At 67.5% G+C, this 14,584-nt stretch carries 17 protein-coding genes; 5 read left to right on the top strand and 12 right to left on the bottom strand.

The features are described from left to right. Positions 1 to 2: 2 nt before the first annotated feature. From arsC to IEX18_RS17355, 4 genes are all read right to left on the bottom strand, one after another. Positions 3 to 446 (bottom strand): arsenate reductase (glutaredoxin), encoded by a 444-nt coding sequence (gene arsC / locus IEX18_RS17370; RefSeq protein ID WP_058733678.1) that lies wholly within the window; start codon positions 444 to 446, stop codon positions 3 to 5. A gap of 11 nt (positions 447 to 457) precedes the next feature. Continuing rightward, a complete protein-coding gene (locus IEX18_RS17365) occupies positions 458 to 790 on the bottom strand; it encodes an ArsR/SmtB family transcription factor (RefSeq protein WP_041043227.1) in 333 nt (110 codons plus the stop codon). Between the two features lie 72 nt (positions 791 to 862). Further along, positions 863 to 1,345 (bottom strand): hypothetical protein, encoded by a 483-nt coding sequence (locus IEX18_RS17360; protein ID WP_058733677.1) that lies wholly within the window; start codon positions 1,343 to 1,345, stop codon positions 863 to 865. Positions 1,346 to 1,414: 69 nt separating this feature from the next. Further along, positions 1,415 to 2,074 carry a hypothetical protein gene (locus IEX18_RS17355; RefSeq protein WP_058733676.1) on the bottom strand — a complete coding sequence of 220 codons (660 nt, stop codon included), beginning with the start codon at positions 2,072 to 2,074 and terminating at the stop codon, positions 1,415 to 1,417. 291 nt (positions 2,075 to 2,365) lie between these two features. Here IEX18_RS17355 and IEX18_RS17350 point away from each other — a divergent pair, with 291 nt between their 5' ends. The 3 genes from IEX18_RS17350 to IEX18_RS17340 all read left to right on the top strand — a co-directional run bounded on the left by IEX18_RS17350 (position 2,366) and on the right by IEX18_RS17340 (position 4,432). After that, positions 2,366 to 2,752 (top strand): DUF3768 domain-containing protein, encoded by a 387-nt coding sequence (locus tag IEX18_RS17350; RefSeq protein WP_041043230.1) that lies wholly within the window; start codon positions 2,366 to 2,368, stop codon positions 2,750 to 2,752. A 127-nt stretch (positions 2,753 to 2,879) separates the two neighbouring features. After that, on the top strand, positions 2,880 to 3,137 hold the full coding sequence (locus tag IEX18_RS17345) for a hypothetical protein (RefSeq protein WP_041043231.1): 258 nt from the start codon (positions 2,880 to 2,882) through the stop codon (positions 3,135 to 3,137). Between the two features lie 80 nt (positions 3,138 to 3,217). Next, complete coding sequence (locus IEX18_RS17340; protein WP_229664687.1) at positions 3,218 to 4,432, top strand: Fic/DOC family protein; 1,215 nt, start codon at positions 3,218 to 3,220, stop codon at positions 4,430 to 4,432. A 34-nt stretch (positions 4,433 to 4,466) separates the two neighbouring features. On the opposite strand, the gene IEX18_RS17335 is transcribed toward IEX18_RS17340, so the two are convergent. The 5 genes from IEX18_RS17335 to IEX18_RS17315 form a co-directional block, all read right to left on the bottom strand. Further along, positions 4,467 to 7,691: an efflux RND transporter permease subunit gene (locus tag IEX18_RS17335; RefSeq protein ID WP_188660895.1), complete on the bottom strand. Its 3,225-nt coding sequence runs from the start codon at positions 7,689 to 7,691 to the stop codon at positions 4,467 to 4,469. Between the two features lie 4 nt (positions 7,692 to 7,695). After that, entirely contained in the window at positions 7,696 to 8,859 is a 1,164-nt protein-coding gene (locus tag IEX18_RS17330; protein ID WP_188660892.1) for an efflux RND transporter periplasmic adaptor subunit, read from the bottom strand. Continuing rightward, positions 8,856 to 10,118, bottom strand: coding sequence for a TolC family protein (locus IEX18_RS17325; protein ID WP_188660889.1), 1,263 nt, complete (start codon positions 10,116 to 10,118; stop codon positions 8,856 to 8,858). The genes IEX18_RS17330 and IEX18_RS17325 overlap by 4 nt, the downstream gene beginning before the upstream one ends. A 49-nt stretch (positions 10,119 to 10,167) precedes the next feature. Then, complete coding sequence (locus tag IEX18_RS17320; protein ID WP_133177375.1) at positions 10,168 to 10,491, bottom strand: hypothetical protein; 324 nt, start codon at positions 10,489 to 10,491, stop codon at positions 10,168 to 10,170. Between the two features lie 110 nt (positions 10,492 to 10,601). After that, entirely contained in the window at positions 10,602 to 11,222 is a 621-nt protein-coding gene (locus IEX18_RS17315) for a cation efflux transmembrane domain-containing protein (protein ID WP_116462780.1), read from the bottom strand. Between the two features lie 69 nt (positions 11,223 to 11,291). Here IEX18_RS17315 and IEX18_RS17310 point away from each other — a divergent pair, with 69 nt between their 5' ends. Then, positions 11,292 to 11,699 carry a MerR family transcriptional regulator gene (locus tag IEX18_RS17310; RefSeq protein ID WP_116462781.1) on the top strand — a complete coding sequence of 136 codons (408 nt, stop codon included), beginning with the start codon at positions 11,292 to 11,294 and terminating at the stop codon, positions 11,697 to 11,699. Here the strand turns inward: IEX18_RS17310 and IEX18_RS17305 are convergent. Genes IEX18_RS17305 through IEX18_RS17295 form a run of 3 tightly spaced genes read right to left on the bottom strand, consistent with a single transcriptional unit; the run spans position 11,696 to position 14,059 of the window. After that, a complete protein-coding gene (locus IEX18_RS17305; protein WP_116462782.1) occupies positions 11,696 to 12,328 on the bottom strand; it encodes an SOS response-associated peptidase family protein in 633 nt (210 codons plus the stop codon). The genes IEX18_RS17310 and IEX18_RS17305 overlap by 4 nt on opposite strands. A gap of 33 nt (positions 12,329 to 12,361) precedes the next feature. Next, positions 12,362 to 13,624, bottom strand: coding sequence for a Y-family DNA polymerase (locus tag IEX18_RS17300; protein ID WP_188660886.1), 1,263 nt, complete (start codon positions 13,622 to 13,624; stop codon positions 12,362 to 12,364). A gap of 3 nt (positions 13,625 to 13,627) precedes the next feature. Then, complete coding sequence (locus IEX18_RS17295; protein WP_116462783.1) at positions 13,628 to 14,059, bottom strand: LexA family protein; 432 nt, start codon at positions 14,057 to 14,059, stop codon at positions 13,628 to 13,630. Between the two features lie 166 nt (positions 14,060 to 14,225). Between IEX18_RS17295 and IEX18_RS17290 the strand changes: the two genes are divergently transcribed. Then, positions 14,226 to 14,549, top strand: coding sequence for a four-helix bundle copper-binding protein (locus IEX18_RS17290; protein WP_229664686.1), 324 nt, complete (start codon positions 14,226 to 14,228; stop codon positions 14,547 to 14,549). The last annotated feature ends 35 nt before the right edge of the window (positions 14,550 to 14,584 follow it).

Genomic DNA, 14,584 nt, shown 5'->3' with positions numbered 1-14,584 from the left:
GCTCAGCCGACCCGCTCGCCGGACGCGTCCACCACCTGTTCGCCGTCCTCCTTGGCGAACGCGCCGAGCTGCCCGCTCGGCAACAGATCGAGGACGGCTTCGGACGGGCGGCAGAGCTTCACGCCCAAGGGTGAGACGACCAGCGGGCGGTTGATGAGGATCGGGTGCGCCATCATCGCGTCCACCAGCGCCTCGTCGGACAGTGTGGTGTCGCCGAGCCCCAGCTCCGCATAGGGCGTGCCTTTCTCGCGCAGCAGCTCGCGCGGCGAGATGCCCGCCCGCTCAATCAGCTCGACCAGCAGCGCGCGCGACGGCGGGGTCTTCAGATATTCGACCACGTGCGGCTCGATGCCGGCATTGCGGATCATGGCGAGCGCGTTGCGCGACGTGCCGCACTCGGGATTGTGGTAGATGACGATGTCGACGACCGAGTCAGTCCGGCTCATGGGGCGTCCTTTCAGCAGCAGGGAGCGAGTTCGGCGATGAGCGGCCCGCACAATTCGGCGTTGCCGGCACAGCAATCCTTGACGAGGAACAGCGTTAGCGCGCGCAGCCCGTCGAGGTCGGCGCGGTAGATGATCGACCGGCTGTGCCGTTCGGAGCGAACGAGGCCGGCACGGGCCAGAATACCAAGGTGCGCCGACATCGTGTTCTGCGGCACATCCAGCCGGCGGGCGATCTCGCCTGCAGCCAACCCGTCAGGCTCGTGCCGCACCAGCAGACGAAACACGTCGAGGCGCGTGCCCTGCGCCAACGCCCCCAGTGCCGCGATCGCTAACTCGTTTTCCATATATCCAGCATAGCAGATATATCATAGAGCGATAGGCCTTCTCCCTTACCGCGGTTCGAGTGAATGGGGGGCTTAGGCGGTGTGACGCGCAGGTGTGCCACGTGGCACACCCTGCCCCGCCCCGATCGTCGGCAGCCCATCGAGCAGAGCCAAAAGATCGCCCAGCGCACGCCTGCGATAGGCGTTGTACCACCGGCGCCGGCGATGCTCGGCCGCGTCGTGGATCATGTGGCAGCGCTGGCAGAGCGCGGCGAGATTGCGCGGCGCATTGTCGGTCGGGTCGTGATTGAGGTGCGCGCAGGCGATATACACCCGCGTGAGCCGGACGATCGCGGCGACGTCTGCCCCGACGACACGGATGCGCCGTCCCCGCCCGTCGCGCCACTGTCGGCGATCGGCATCCCACCAGCGACCATCGCCAAGATGGAAGACGCGCGCACCGTGCGGCCGTCGGCAATGCTCGCAGCGGCCTTTAGCGCGGCCGAACCGGATCAGCCTGGACAGCTCGGGCCAGTCGATCGGGTACAGCCAGCGATGTTCCGGCATGATCGGCATGACGATTCTATGAGTCAGGGCCGAGCGGAACGAAAGCAGAAAATCACGGTCCGCACCGCGGGCGGCACATCACTCGCGCCAGCGCTGCCCATACTGAGCTAAGCGAGCCTCGATTTCGTCGATCCGGCGCCGCTGCGCCGCGGTGAGCGCCGCCATGACTCGCTTGAAAGCGGCCGGCTTCATCGTTCGGAGCTGGCCGATATCGCTGTCGCGGCGCAGCCGCACCTTCCAGTCGGCCGGGCGATACTCCACCCCGGCCGAGCCGAGCCGCCAGAAGATCATCGCCACCTGGTTGGGGGTGAACGCACCTTTGTCGTCGACGAAGGCGATGAAGTTCTGCGCGTCGAAGTCGGGTGCCTTGCGACCGAGCTTGAGCAGCGCGGTCATGACGCGTTGCTTGCGCGCGTCCTCCACCAGGCCGCGGCGGTGACGGTCCACCAGCTTTCCCGTATCGCGTGCATCGAGCCGTCGCCCTTGCTCGTCAATGCCGGCGATCTCGAAGCGCTTGATGCACTCGGAGCCGACCAGCAACGACGCGGACGTGCCGTCGTTCTCGATCTCGAAATGGTAGCGAAGCTCCTGCTGCCCGCACAGCTCGCAGGTGCCGTCCGCCGCTTCGAGGTCGAAGAAGCGCCCCGTATAGGTCCACTCCTTGAGCGCGGCGCCAAGGGTGCTCGCGCGGCTGAGCGGTAGCAACGACGCCGACGCCCGCTCCGCCCAGTTCGACATTCGCGCTTCCCCCCGAAGTCCCCTCCCGAACCTTATCCGTTTGTCTGGCGCGGGGCGACCCGCGCCGGGGAACGCCAAGGGCGCCGCCCTTTCGTTCCCGAACGACAATCTTGCCGCCCGTGTAAGCCGCCAAGCGCGGCGCCCGGCCCCGTCGGTGCCGGCCGCGCTAGGGCGGCTCGCCCGCGCCAGCTTACCAAGATTCTCGTTCCCCTCCCCATCCCGTCCTCGCCGGACAGGCAGGGCCGTGAGGCCGAACGGCCTTGCGGCCCATGCCAACAAGGAGGATCACCCATGCCGACCCCCGAGCAGATCGACACCATCCGGCGTCTCAACGATGCGGCGCGTACCCACCCTGGCCTCGCGAGCCTCGCCAACGTTACGATGGGATTCCAGGCCCTCCCCGAGCTGGACCGTTTCGCCGCGTTGGTCGCGATCACCCGGTTCACGAAGTTCGATGGCAACAACGACCCTCATGGCGAGCACGATTTCGGCGCGATCTATAAGCTCGCAACCGGCGCGTGGACGCAGGACCGTCCGGACGATGCAAAGGCGGTTGTGCAGACGGTGTTCTGGAAGATCGACTGCTACGACACGAGCCTCACCTACGGCAGTGACGCTCCGTGGAATCCCGAGCAGACTAAACGGGTGCTGACGATCATGCTGGCCAGCGAATACTAACGCCTGTGGCGTAGCGATCCGCGCTCGATTGAGCGCGGATCAACCGTGCCGAAACGGACCTGCGCCAACGTGATTTGTTGAGAAATCGCGGGGGAGCGCGTAGGGTTAACGGCGAAAGGATGACGCGATGGCCCAGATCAATCTCGACACGCTGCGCGAGCGCATCCGCTCCATGGACTTTGAGCGTGGCACCCCCGAGCAGATCGCGCTCTGGCGCGAGGACGTAGCAGAGGCGCGCGCCAACCTCGTCATCGAGGACATGACGCCGACCGGCGACGAGGATGCCATGTTCGCCATGATGCTCGATGAGGGTGTTCCCCCTTCGCTCATGCCGTCCATCATCCTCGGCCTCTACAAGCCAGGAACCCACCAGATCGCGGCCTGACCTTGGCAGACGATCCCTACACCTATCCGGGGACCGACACGCTCCGGAACCGGCTTGGGATCACGGACGACAAGACCCTCATGGAGGCCGAGCGGAGGTTGACCTTGGCGCGCGGCGCAGAAGCCGCGCGCCTCACCTTTCCAGCGACGGCGGACGGCTATCGCGCCCTACATCGGCACCTCTTCCAGGACCTTTACGACTGGGCGGGTCAGGATCGCACCGTCAATATCGCCAAGGGCGGCTCCAGTTTCGCGCACGTGCCTTACATCGCGCGCGAGCTCGATAAGCGGTTTGCCGATACGCGGGCGGGCGATGCGCTGAAGGGCCTCGCCCGCGACGAGTTTTTCGACCGGCTCGGCAACCACATCAACGAGATCAATGCCATCCACCCTTTCCGCGAGGGAAACGGGCGGACGATGCGCCACCACGCGGCGCAGCTCGCCCGCGATGCCGGCCATCCCATCAGGATCGCCTCGATCGACAAGATCGCGTGGATGGACGCGTCCCGGCATGGCTTCCTCACCGGCGATCATCGGCCTATGGCCGCGGTGCTCGCCGAGGCGGCGATCCGCCGCGACCTCGCACCCGAGGCGCGCATCGGTCCCGCCGGGATCGCCTTGCTGCCCCAGCGCGCGCCGCCCGAAGGGCAGCGTTACCGAGTGACGCTGACCAAGGCACGCGAGGAGCTGGATCGCTATCTCCCGGCCGCCCGCCAGCAGGCGGCCGACCGGCTGCGCAGCCTCGTCAGGGATGGTGCGTCCTCCCCTGTCATCGCCAACGCGCGCACCGAGCTGGCCTATGTCCGCCATGCCAAAGGTCCGATCTACCAATCGCACCTTCTCACCTATCTCGGTGTGCGTCAGGTCGATGCCGTCATCACGCCGCAGCAGACCCCGCTTGAGCGCGTGCGCGAGATCGGCGCGGCGCTCGGGGTTCAGATCAACTCGCAGTCGCCCGCTCAGCTCCAGCGCGCCGTCCGCTCACTGGAGCGACCAATCTTGCCGCCCGGTGCTTCGCCAGGTCAGGAGCGGCTTGCCGAGCTGTTCCTGAAGAACACCGCCGAGAAGAACCACGCTGACCCGCGCCTCGCGCCTGCCCAAGCAATCGTCGACGCGGCGATGCAGAAGGCACGCGAGCGCGGCGAAAGCGCGCGCACGGTCAACACGGTCGGGGAATCCGCTCGACAGCTCGTCGCCGACCGGATCAGAACCGGCGCCGTGATCGACAGCGCTGCCGGGCAGCTTCCCGATCACGGCCCCACGCATCCCGAGCGCGGGCAGGAACGCGGCCGCTAGAGAGGGTGCGTCCGCCCGCGATCGCGGGCGTGGCTCATGCGTGCGCGGTCGGGGACAACGTGCCCGCCGTCTCGGAGGCCATGTCGGTCGCACGCCACCCACCGAAGCGGGCATAGAGCGTCGGCAGCACGAACAGCGTCAGCAGCGTCGCCGAGATCAGCCCGCCGATCACCACCGTAGCAAGCGGCTTCTGGACCTCCGCCCCTGCGCCGTGCCCGAGCGCCATCGGTACGAAGCCGAGGCTCGCGACGAGTGCGGTCATGGCAACGGGCCGCAACCGGAGGAGCGCCCCTTCTCGCGCGGCCCGGGCGCGGTCCATGCCTTGGCGCATCAGGTCGTGGATGGATGAGACCATCACCAGCCCGTTCAGCACCGCGACCCCGGACAAGGCGATGAAGCCCACCGCGGCGGAGATTGAGAATGGCATGCCCCTGAGCACCAGCGCCAGGATGCCGCCGACCAGCGCCAGCGGCACGCCGGTAAAGACCAGCGCAGCATCCCGCACGGAGCCGAGCGCCCCGTAGAGCAGCAGCATGATGACCGCGAAGCAGATCGGCACCACGATCGCGAGCCGCGACCGGGCGCTGGCAAGGTTCTCGAACTGGCCGCCCCAGGTCAGGTAGGTGCCGGCCGGCAACGCGACCTGTGCCGCGATCTTGGCCTGGGCCTCCTCAACCACACCGGCGACGTCGCGTCCGCGTACATTGGCCTGGACGACGACACGGCGCTTGCCGTTCTCGCGGCTGATCTGGTTCGGCCCGTCGCCGATGCCGATGTCGGCCACGGACGACAGCGGCACGAACGACCCGTTGGCGGTCGGCACGGGGATCTGGCCGAGTGTTTGCAGATCGGCGCGCGCGGTCTCGCCGAGACGGATAACGACGGGAAAGCGGGCGTCGCCTTCGAAGATCATGCCCGCCTGTTTGCCGCCGACCGTCGCCGCGACGACGTCCTGGACGTCGCCGGCCGAGACCCCGACCCGGGCCATCGCGTCCCGGTTGGGGCGGATGTCGAGGAGCGGCAGCCCCTCGGTTTGCTCGACGCGGACATCGGCCGCGCCGGGCACCTTGCGGAGCACCTCGGCGATCTGCTGTGCGGTCGCGTTCATGCTGCCGAAGTCGTCGCCGAACACCTTCACCGCGATGTCGCCACGCACGCCGGCGATCAGCTCGTTGAAGCGCATCTGGATGGGCTGGGTGATCTCGTAGCCGTTCCCCGGAATGGTCGAGACCTTCTTCTCGATCCGCTCGACCAGGTCCACCTTGGGCAAGTTCGGGTCAGGCCACTCATTGCGCGGCTTGAGCATCACGAAGGTATCGGTCGCGTTGGGCGGCATCGGATCGCTGGCGATCTCGGACGTACCCGTCCGCGAGAAGGCGTACTGCACTTCGGGTTCTCGGCTGATCGTCTTCTCGACCGCGAATTGCATGCGCTGGCTCTGCTCGACCGACGTGCCGGGCGGGCGCCAGGCCTGAACGAGGATGTTCCCCTCGTCGAGCTGCGGCAGGAACTCCTGCCCCAAGGTCGTGAACGCGAGCGCGGCCAGCGCGACCGCCCCGAGCGCACCGCCCACGGTGATGCTCGGGCGGCGCATCGCGGCATCGAGGCCCGGTTCGTAGCGGCGCCTCAGCCAGACCACGATCTGGCTCTCCTTCTCCTCGACCTTGCCCGCCAGGAACGCCGCGATGGCGGCCGGCACGAAGGTGAGCGACAGCACGAACGCGAAGATGAGCGCGATGATGACGGTGAGCGCCATCGGCTCGAACATCTTGCCCTCGACCCCCGAGAAGGTGAGCAGCGGCGCGTAGACGAGGATGATGATCGCTTGGCCGTAGACCGACGGGCGGATCATCTCCCTGGCCGAAGCCGCGACGATCGCCAGCCGCTCCTTGAGCGGCAGAAGCCCACCAGCCTCGTGCTGCCGGTGACCGAGATGACGCAGCGCATTCTCGACGATGATGACCGCACCGTCGACGATCAGGCCGAAGTCGAGTGCGCCGAGGCTCATCAGATTGGCGGACACACCAGCGCGCAGCATGCCGGTGGCGGTGAGCAGCATGGTGATGGGGATTACCATGGCCGCGATGAGCGCCGCCCGGAAGTTGCCGAGCAGCGCGAACAGCACCACGATGACCAGCACCGCCCCTTCGGCGAGATTGCGCGCCACGGTCGTGATCGTGGAGTCGACGAGGCGGGTGCGGTCCAGCACCGGCTTGACCACGATGTCGGTCGGCAGCGACCGGCCGACTTCCTGTAGTCGTTCGCCGACATCGGTCGCGACGGTGCGGCTGTTCCCACCGATCCGCATCACGGCAGTACCGACCACGACCTCGTGGCCGTTTTCGGATGCCGAGCCGGTGCGGATACCCTGGCCCGCCTTCACGGTCGCAACCTGGCTGAGCAGGACGGGCACCCCCTCGCGTGTCGCGACCACGGTGCGCGACAGCTCGTCGGCCGTCCGCACCCGCGCATCCGAGCGGACGAACAGCCCTTCGCCGTTTCGATTGATTGTGCCCGCGCCGATACTCGTGTTGCTGCGTTCGAGTGCGGTTGCGAGGTCCTGGACGCTGAGCCGCATCGAGGCCAGGCGCTGCAGGTCCGGAGTGACCAGGTATTCACGGTCGAAACCACCTAGCGAGTCGACGCCCGCGACGCCTTCCGTGCCGCGGAGCTGCGGCGCGACGATCCATTCCTGGACGGTGTGGAGGAAGGTCGCCTTATCCCGCTCATCGACAAGGTGCTCGCCTGCCGGCGTGATGTAGCTGCCGTCGCGCTGGAGCCCCGGCTCACCATCGCGGTGCTTCACATGGTTGCGTTCCTGAAACTCCACCGTCCACATGAAGATGTCGCCGAGACCAGTGGCGATCGGACCCATCTCGGGCATGACACCCTGCGGGAGGCGATCCTCGGCCATCCGCATCCGCTCCGCGACCTGCTGGCGGGCGAAATAGATATCGGTCGCATCGGTGAAGACGGCCGTGATCTGGGCAAAGCCATTGCGGTTGAGCGAGCGCGTATAGGCGAGCCCCGGAATGCCCTTCAGCGAGGTTTCGATGGTGAAGGAGACCTGCCGCTCGATCTGATCGGGCGACAGCGAGGGCGCCAGCACATTCACCTGAACCTGGTTGTTGGTGATGTCGGGCACGGCGTCGATGGGAAGGCGCTGAAGAGCGAAAACGCCCGCAAGCGCGGCGACGAGGGTGAGCAGCAGGACGAGCCAGCGCCGCTCGACCGAGAAGGTGACGAGGCGGGAGATCATGGGCTCAGTCCATGTCCATCTCGCCACCCTTGCCGAGTTCGGCTTTCAGGGTGAACGAGTTCGTGGTGGCGATCTGCTCCTGGCCGGTCAGGCCGGAGCTGATGATGACCTGGTCGCCGTTGCGGCGACCCGTCGTAACCGGCACGGCGCGAAAGCCGGTCGGCGTTCGGACGAAGACGACCGTGCGGTTCTCGACGCTCTGCACCGCCGTCGACGGCACCGCGATGCTCCGGTCTCCGGTCGCGGGGAGCATGAAGCTCGCGGTGACCGGTTCGCCCACGCGCCACGTACCCCCGCCATTGTCGAGCGTGGCGATGACCTGGACGAGGCGGGTGCTCTCATCGAGCGCCGGCGAGACGAACGAGACCCGGCCTTCCTGCCGACGACCGGCAGCCGTCACCTCGACGCGCGTCCCGGGCCGGATGCGACCGGCATCCGCCGGCGACACCGATGCCGCGATCGTCACGCGCGACAGGTTCGCCACCCGGTATAGCTCGGCATTTGCATCGACCGTCTGGCCGAGCACCGCGGGACGCGCGATCACCTGCCCCGAGATCGGCGAGCGCATGGCGATGCGATTGAGCGCACCACCCCCGCCCCCCGTCGCGCCGAGCTGCTGCTGCGCCAGGCGCAGCGCGATATTGGCTTCGGTCGCCGCGGTGCGGGCCGCGACCAGATCCTGCTCGGGCGACACGCGCTCGGCGAACAGTCGCTGCTCGCGCCGGAGGTTCGATTGCGCGAGCGCGGCGCGCGCGCGGGCAGCTTCCACCTCCGCCTTCAGCGAGGCGGCTTCGCGGCTCTCGATCACCGCGATGGGATCGCCCTGCCTGACGGACTGGCCGAGATTGCGGGTGAGCGCGACGAGGCGCCCGCCAATCGTCGCGGAGACCACTTGGACGCCCTGAGGATCGCCTTGGACGAGCGCGGGCAGCTCAATTGCGCCCGCGACGCCGCCAATGGTGGGACGCCCGACCTCGATGCCAGCATCGGCAATCTGTCGCGCGGAGAGCGTCACCGCGTCCTTGTCGGCCTTCTTCTCGCCCCCCTCGCCCTTCTCCACCCCTTCCATGTCGGCCATGTCGTCGGCCTTCTTCTCGCCCCCGCCGCAGGCGACGAGCGCGAGTGGAAGCAATGCGGACAGCAGCATCCGCGCGTGATTGTTCTTCATCGTGCGTCCTTCGCGTCGGTAGGCGCCGGGGCGGCGAGCCGCTCGAGCCGGGCCTGTGCGTCATGGTAGGCTGCGAGTGCGTCGATCGCGGCCGCGCGGGTGTCGGCGAGCGTGCGCTCCGCCTCGAGGAGGTCCAACTGCCCGAATTTGCCCTCACGGTAGCCGATCCGGGCGATCCGGGCGGCTTCCTGCGCCGCGGCGAGCGTCGGCCCCGTAGCGTTGCGCGCGGTGGTGGCGGCGTTGGCAACGTCGGCTTCAGCGGATGCGATGGCCTGTTCGGCGTCGAGCAGCGCGACCCGGCGTTGTGCATCGGCTTGGCTGCGCTGTGCCGAGGCCAGGTCTACCGCGGCGCGGCCGTTGTTGAACAGCGGCAGCGGGACGGAGACGCCGAATACCGCAGCCGTGTCGTTGGTCGCTTCCAGCCGGCGCGCCGACGCGCTGACCGTCACATCGGGTATGCGCTGGCTTCGGGCGAGCCGAACCTGCGCCGTAGCGGTCGTGAGGTCCGCCTGTGCGGCCGCAGCGGCCAGGCTGCCTTCACTGCGGACCGGCAGACGTGGCCCCGCGCCTTCGATCCGCGCGAACCAGGCGGCGTCGAGGGTCGAGGCACCGCGCCCGATCAGCCGGGCGAGGTTGCCGAGCGCGACCTGCGCCGAGCGTTCTGCCCGCTCGGCCGCCCCTTCGGCATTGAGCCGGGCGACGTCGGCGCGCTGCTCTTCGAGCGGTGACGCGCGCCCTGCCGCGACGCGGACCCGGGCGGCGCGCAGCACCTCGGCCGCGATCCCCACCTGCTCGCGGGCTGTCGCGGCGCGGCGCTGGCCTGCCACGGCATCGTTATAAGCTTGCGTCACGCGCAGCCGAAGGTCGGCTTGAGCGATCGCCGCATCGAGCGATGCGCGGTCGAGCTGCGCTTCGGCGACGGCGACCCGGGCCGATCGCTTGCCGCCAAGTTCGAGCGGCAGGGAGAGCCCGACCGTTGTTTCGGACGAGCGCAGCCCACGGTACATGCCGGTCCCGGCGACATTCTCGGTCATGGCGTCGAGCGAGGGATTGGGCCGCAGGCCCGCGACCGCACGCTGCGCCTCGGCCGCCTTGATCCCGGATCGGGAGGCCTCGATCGCGGGCGACACGGCGCCTGCCGCGGCAAGCGCTTCGTCGAGGGTCAATGACGGTGCCGCCGCCTCGGTGTCCTGTGCCTGTGCCGACGAGATCGCCGCACAGGCTGTCGCGGCCAGGACGGCCGCCATCACGCGTTTCATTCCAAATGCTCCTGACGAACGGGGGTCAGGGCGCCTGAGCGCCCGCGCGTCAGGCCTGTGGTGGTCGCAGCGCCGCATCGCCCTGGTGCGACAACCAGAGCGGCGCCGTTTCATGCGTAAATCCGACCGGTCTTGGAGGCAGCGCGATGGCCACGCGGCTCTCGCCCGGCGTCGCCACACAGTGACCGTGGCAGGCGGCGTGATGATGCGGGAAATTCTTGTCCGCGTCGGCGGGGACCTGATCGCAGTCTACCGCGACATGCATCGCCATCTCGGTCTGCGGGACATCGATGCACGTGCCGTTCCCGCCGGCGTTCGCCGTGCCGGTCCAGCCGACGAGCACCAGCATCAGACATGCGACGAAGGGCAGCATCGCGCGAAGCCAGCCCTTCCGCCCCACCTTTCCGGTGCCGAGGTGACGCGGCCGTCGAGATCCACTCTTGCGGCGTGCCCGTGCGATCTCGGAGGTCCGATCGAGCGCCGTCACCCTTTTTCACCCATCTCGGCGAGGGCACCGCGCGTGATTTCCCAGGCCGAGTGTAGAAACAGCAGTGCGATAACGCCGGCAACGGCGAGGTCGGGCCACGCCTGCCCCGTCCACGCGACCAAAGCGGCCGCCGCGATCACCGCGATGTTCGCGACCGCATCGTTGCGGCTGAACAGCCAGATTGCCCGAACATTGGCATCGCCTTCACGGAAGCGAGAGAGAACCAGCGCTGCACTGACATTGACGATCAGGGCAACCACCCCGATCCCGCCCATCAGCTCGGCCTCTGGCGCCACTGCGTTGAGCGCGCGCCAAGCGGCGAACCCGATCACTCCTAAGCCGAGCGCGCCGAGAAAGAGTCCCTGTGCTAGCGCGATCCTCGACCGGGCCTGCGCGGTCCACCCTAGTGCGATCAGGCCGAAGAGCGAGATCGTCCCATCACCGATGAAGTCGAGGGCATCGGCCTTGAGCGCTTGGCTGTCGGCGACAAACCCGCCGACGATCTCGATGAGGCCGAAACCCAGGTTGAGTAGAACGACGATCCAGAGGGCGCGACGATACGCGGGATCGTTGATCGCACTGCGATCCGGAACTGAGCAGCAATCGCTGCAAGCCATGCGTCGTCGCCCTTCGAGTATTCGATGCGACGGCCTATATGGACCCTGTAGTTGGTACAGGGTCAAGAGATGAATGCACTGACGATCGGCAAGCTCGCGGCCGCAACGGGCACGAAGGTGGAGACCGTCCGCTATTACGAGCGTGCTGGACTCATCGCTCCCCCTGCGCGGACGGATGGAAACTACCGCTCTTACCGTCCGGAGGATCTGGAGCGACTGCGCTTCATCCGCCGCACGCGCGATCTTGGCTTCTCACTAGACGAGGTGCGAGCGCTGTTGAACCTGGCCGCGCAGCGCGATCGTGATTGCGGCACCGTAGACAAGCTCGCCACGCATCACCTGGAAGAGATCGACCGCAAGATCGCGGACCTGACCGCACTCCGTCGCGAACTGGCCAGCGCGATCGCGAGCTGCGCCGGCGGTACGATGGCTGACTGCCGTATCCTGGAAGCTTTCGCCCCTAACGCGAGCGGTTAGCGTTCGTTACGACGGGTCGGGAACACCGGTCCGCGCACCGTCATCCGGTCGGGATCGTAGGGTTTTTGCAGGCCAACGATTTCGTCATAGGAGCCGCGCAGCCACGTATCGATGTCGCTCGGCTCAAGGATCGTGATCATCGCCTTGGGGTGGATCGGCGCCACCAGCGAATTGGGGTTGCACGTCACCATCGTGAAGCCGTTGCCGCCCTCGGTACGCTGCCAGAAACCGGCGACCGCGAACACAGGCTGATCGGTCACGCCGAACCACATCTCCCCCTTCAGCGGTGGTTTGCCGTCACCCAGATCATGCTTGTCGGGCGTGAACTCGCAGAACTCGGTCAACGGCACCAGACAGCGGTTCTCCGGCTTCTCTGCCAGCCTGCGCCATTGCGGGAGGCCGAGCTGGCGCACGTTGGTCATCGGCCACGCCGCCTTCCCGCCGAGCACGTCCCAGGTCATCACGTCCCAGGCTCGCTCCCCGCCCTGTTCGCGGATGACATAGTTGCGGCTCTTGGGGCGCAGCTCGCGCGGGTCAAACCGGTTGTCGCGGGGCCGCTCGCTAAACAGCTTCGCGGCCGATCCCCATAGGGTTTCGGGCTCATTCGACATGCGGGCGCGATTACACATGGCGTCCCGATATACCGATCCGGTCCGCGCCGACTAGCGAGCTACCGGGATCTCCCCGATGCGCGTCGTCCAGGCCGGGCTCTTCTGCGACCGCTTGGTGTCGAACGATCGCCCCCCACAGCCCTGCGCCGCAAGGATGACTGTGTTGCGACCGTAACGGGCGTTCAACCCGTCCATTGCGGCGAGAAGCCCGGGTGCCTTGGGGTCAGCCGTCGCGAACAGGTCCGCTTGCCCCTGCCCTTCCGGGGACAGGTCTTCGAGCAGGACGCCGCACTTGGTGTAAACCCCGCCGGGCTGGAACATCGTCTCCATCATCTTTCCCGCGATGCCGACGATAACACGGGGGTCGTTGGTCGGAGGCGACAGGCGTGCCGATCGCGACGCGGAGGGCGGGTTCGGCTTGTATCGGGAGCCATGCGCGAAGGCGATCAGGCGGCTCGCCGCCAACCCTTGCGCACGGATTTTCTCCGCCGCACGCGCCGCGCGTCGCGCCATGGCTTCGCGCAGTTCGGGCAGCGCGGTTACAGGCTCCCCGAACTGCCGCGTAACCGCCGTCGCCTTGAGCGGTTCGGGGGCAACCTTGAAGTCGTCGCATTCGATCCCGCCCAGTTCGCGCACGAGGCGTTCGAGCACCACCGTTCCGATATCGCGCGCGACCGCGGGCGGCAGCGCCGCCAGGTCCGCCGTGGTTTTCACGCCGAGGGGGCGAAGCCGCGCTTCGAGTGCGCTCCCGATCCCCCACACCTCACCCACCGGCCAATGCTCGAACAGCCGCCGGCGCAGTTCGAGGTCGTGCAAGTCGACCACGCCGCCCCAGACCTTCTCGGTCGCCTTGGCGAGGGCGTTTGCCACCTTGGACAGCGTGCGGGTCGGGCCGAGCCCGATCCTCGTCGGCAGGCCGACCGATCGGGCGATGTCCTCGCGAACCCGATGGGCCGTTCCCACATCGCCGAGCCCGTTCGCCAGTGCCGGCAAGCGGAAGAAGCTCTCGTCGATCGAGTAGATCTCCACCAGGTCGGAATGATCGGCGATGACCGCGTTGAAGCGGCGGTTGAGGTCTGCATACAGCTCATAATTGCTGGATCGCAGCTGGATGCCGTGACGCTTGATCCGATCCCGGATTTTGAAAACGGGCTCGCCCATTCGGACGTGCAGCGCCTTGGCTTCCTCGCTCCGCGCAACGGCGCACCCGTCGTTGTTGGACAGCACGATGACCGGCACGCCGCGCAGCGAGGGGTCGAACAGCCGCTCCGCGCTGACGTAGAAGTTCGCGACGTCGACGATTGCCCACGACACCGGCTAGCGCCGGTAGTCGCGGACGCCGGTCCGCACCACACCCCAGATTTCGACACCCTCGGCCGAGGTCGCCTCATAGCATTGCCGGCTATTGCGCGCCTCCAGGAACATGGCCCCGGAGCGCCGGACGAGCTGGCGGCAGACAAAGCCACCATCGACGATCGCGATCACGATATGGCCCTCGACGGGGCGGGTATCGCGGTCGACGACCACCACGTCGTTGTCGTGGATGCCGGCCTCGATCATGCTGCTGCCGCTGATCCGGAACACGAAACTGGCCGCCCGATCGAGCCGGAGCAGTTCGATCAGGCTTATCCCGTCATCTTCCCAATCCTGGGCGGGGCTCGGAAAGCCGGCTCCTGCTGCGCCGACGATGCGGAGAACGGTTCCCTGCGGCACGTCGGCGAGCGGGACCGGCTGCATCAGTGGCAGCATATGATTCCCTTCGCGCCCTTGTAACGCGTGAAGGAACGAAAAGTGAACGGGTTACATGCGCCGTTCGGCGCATCGGTCGATCGGACTCCCGGTGAGGGCCGAGGCGACGAGGCGCGTATTCCCCCTTGAGCGGGGGCTCACGCGGAGATCACCGATGCACGATCATATGAGCGCCGAGATGCAGGCTTGCATGGACGCCTGCCACCACTGCCATGTCACCTGCCTGTCGATGACCACCCAACACTGCCTCGAGGTGGGCGGGGCCCACGCCGCGCCCGACCACATCAAGATCATGCTCGATTGCGCGCAGATTTGCGCCACCTCGCTCGATTTTATGGCGCGCGGGTCCGACCAGCATAAGCTCGTTTGCGGCATCTGCGCCCGGATCTGCCGAGCTTGCGCGGAGAGCTGCCGGGGTCTCGACGGCATGGAAGACTGTGTCGCCGCGTGCGAGCGCTGCGCCGACGCATGCGAGAAGATGGCCGCCTGATCGGCGATGGGCGGGCGGCGATCGGCCGCCCGCTC

This window comes from Sphingomonas metalli (genome assembly GCF_014641735.1).
Taxonomy (GTDB): Bacteria; Pseudomonadota; Alphaproteobacteria; order Sphingomonadales; family Sphingomonadaceae; genus Sphingomonas; species Sphingomonas metalli.
Note: the sequence above shows the minus strand (reverse complement) of the source record. Positions and strands in the feature narration are given on the sequence as shown.

Coding starts and splice junctions, on each gene's coding strand:
- IEX18_RS17345 (WP_041043231.1), top strand. CDS start 2,880: ATGGCCCAGATCAATCTCGACACGCTGCGCGAGCGCATCCGCTCCATG.
- IEX18_RS17350 (WP_041043230.1), top strand. CDS start 2,366: ATGCCGACCCCCGAGCAGATCGACACCATCCGGCGTCTCAACGATGCG.
- IEX18_RS17365 (WP_041043227.1), bottom strand. CDS start 790: ATGGAAAACGAGTTAGCGATCGCGGCACTGGGGGCGTTGGCGCAGGGC.
- IEX18_RS17315 (WP_116462780.1), bottom strand. CDS start 11,222: ATGGCTTGCAGCGATTGCTGCTCAGTTCCGGATCGCAGTGCGATCAAC.
- IEX18_RS17335 (WP_188660895.1), bottom strand. CDS start 7,691: ATGATCTCCCGCCTCGTCACCTTCTCGGTCGAGCGGCGCTGGCTCGTC.
- IEX18_RS17360 (WP_058733677.1), bottom strand. CDS start 1,345: ATGCCGATCATGCCGGAACATCGCTGGCTGTACCCGATCGACTGGCCC.
- IEX18_RS17290 (WP_229664686.1), top strand. CDS start 14,226: ATGAGCGCCGAGATGCAGGCTTGCATGGACGCCTGCCACCACTGCCAT.
- IEX18_RS17325 (WP_188660889.1), bottom strand. CDS start 10,118: ATGAAACGCGTGATGGCGGCCGTCCTGGCCGCGACAGCCTGTGCGGCG.
- IEX18_RS17330 (WP_188660892.1), bottom strand. CDS start 8,859: ATGAAGAACAATCACGCGCGGATGCTGCTGTCCGCATTGCTTCCACTC.
- IEX18_RS17340 (WP_229664687.1), top strand. CDS start 3,218: ATGGAGGCCGAGCGGAGGTTGACCTTGGCGCGCGGCGCAGAAGCCGCG.
- IEX18_RS17355 (WP_058733676.1), bottom strand. CDS start 2,074: ATGTCGAACTGGGCGGAGCGGGCGTCGGCGTCGTTGCTACCGCTCAGC.
- IEX18_RS17310 (WP_116462781.1), top strand. CDS start 11,292: ATGAATGCACTGACGATCGGCAAGCTCGCGGCCGCAACGGGCACGAAG.
- IEX18_RS17305 (WP_116462782.1), bottom strand. CDS start 12,328: ATGTGTAATCGCGCCCGCATGTCGAATGAGCCCGAAACCCTATGGGGA.
- arsC (WP_058733678.1), bottom strand. CDS start 446: ATGAGCCGGACTGACTCGGTCGTCGACATCGTCATCTACCACAATCCC.
- IEX18_RS17295 (WP_116462783.1), bottom strand. CDS start 14,059: ATGCTGCCACTGATGCAGCCGGTCCCGCTCGCCGACGTGCCGCAGGGA.
- IEX18_RS17320 (WP_133177375.1), bottom strand. CDS start 10,491: ATGCTGCCCTTCGTCGCATGTCTGATGCTGGTGCTCGTCGGCTGGACC.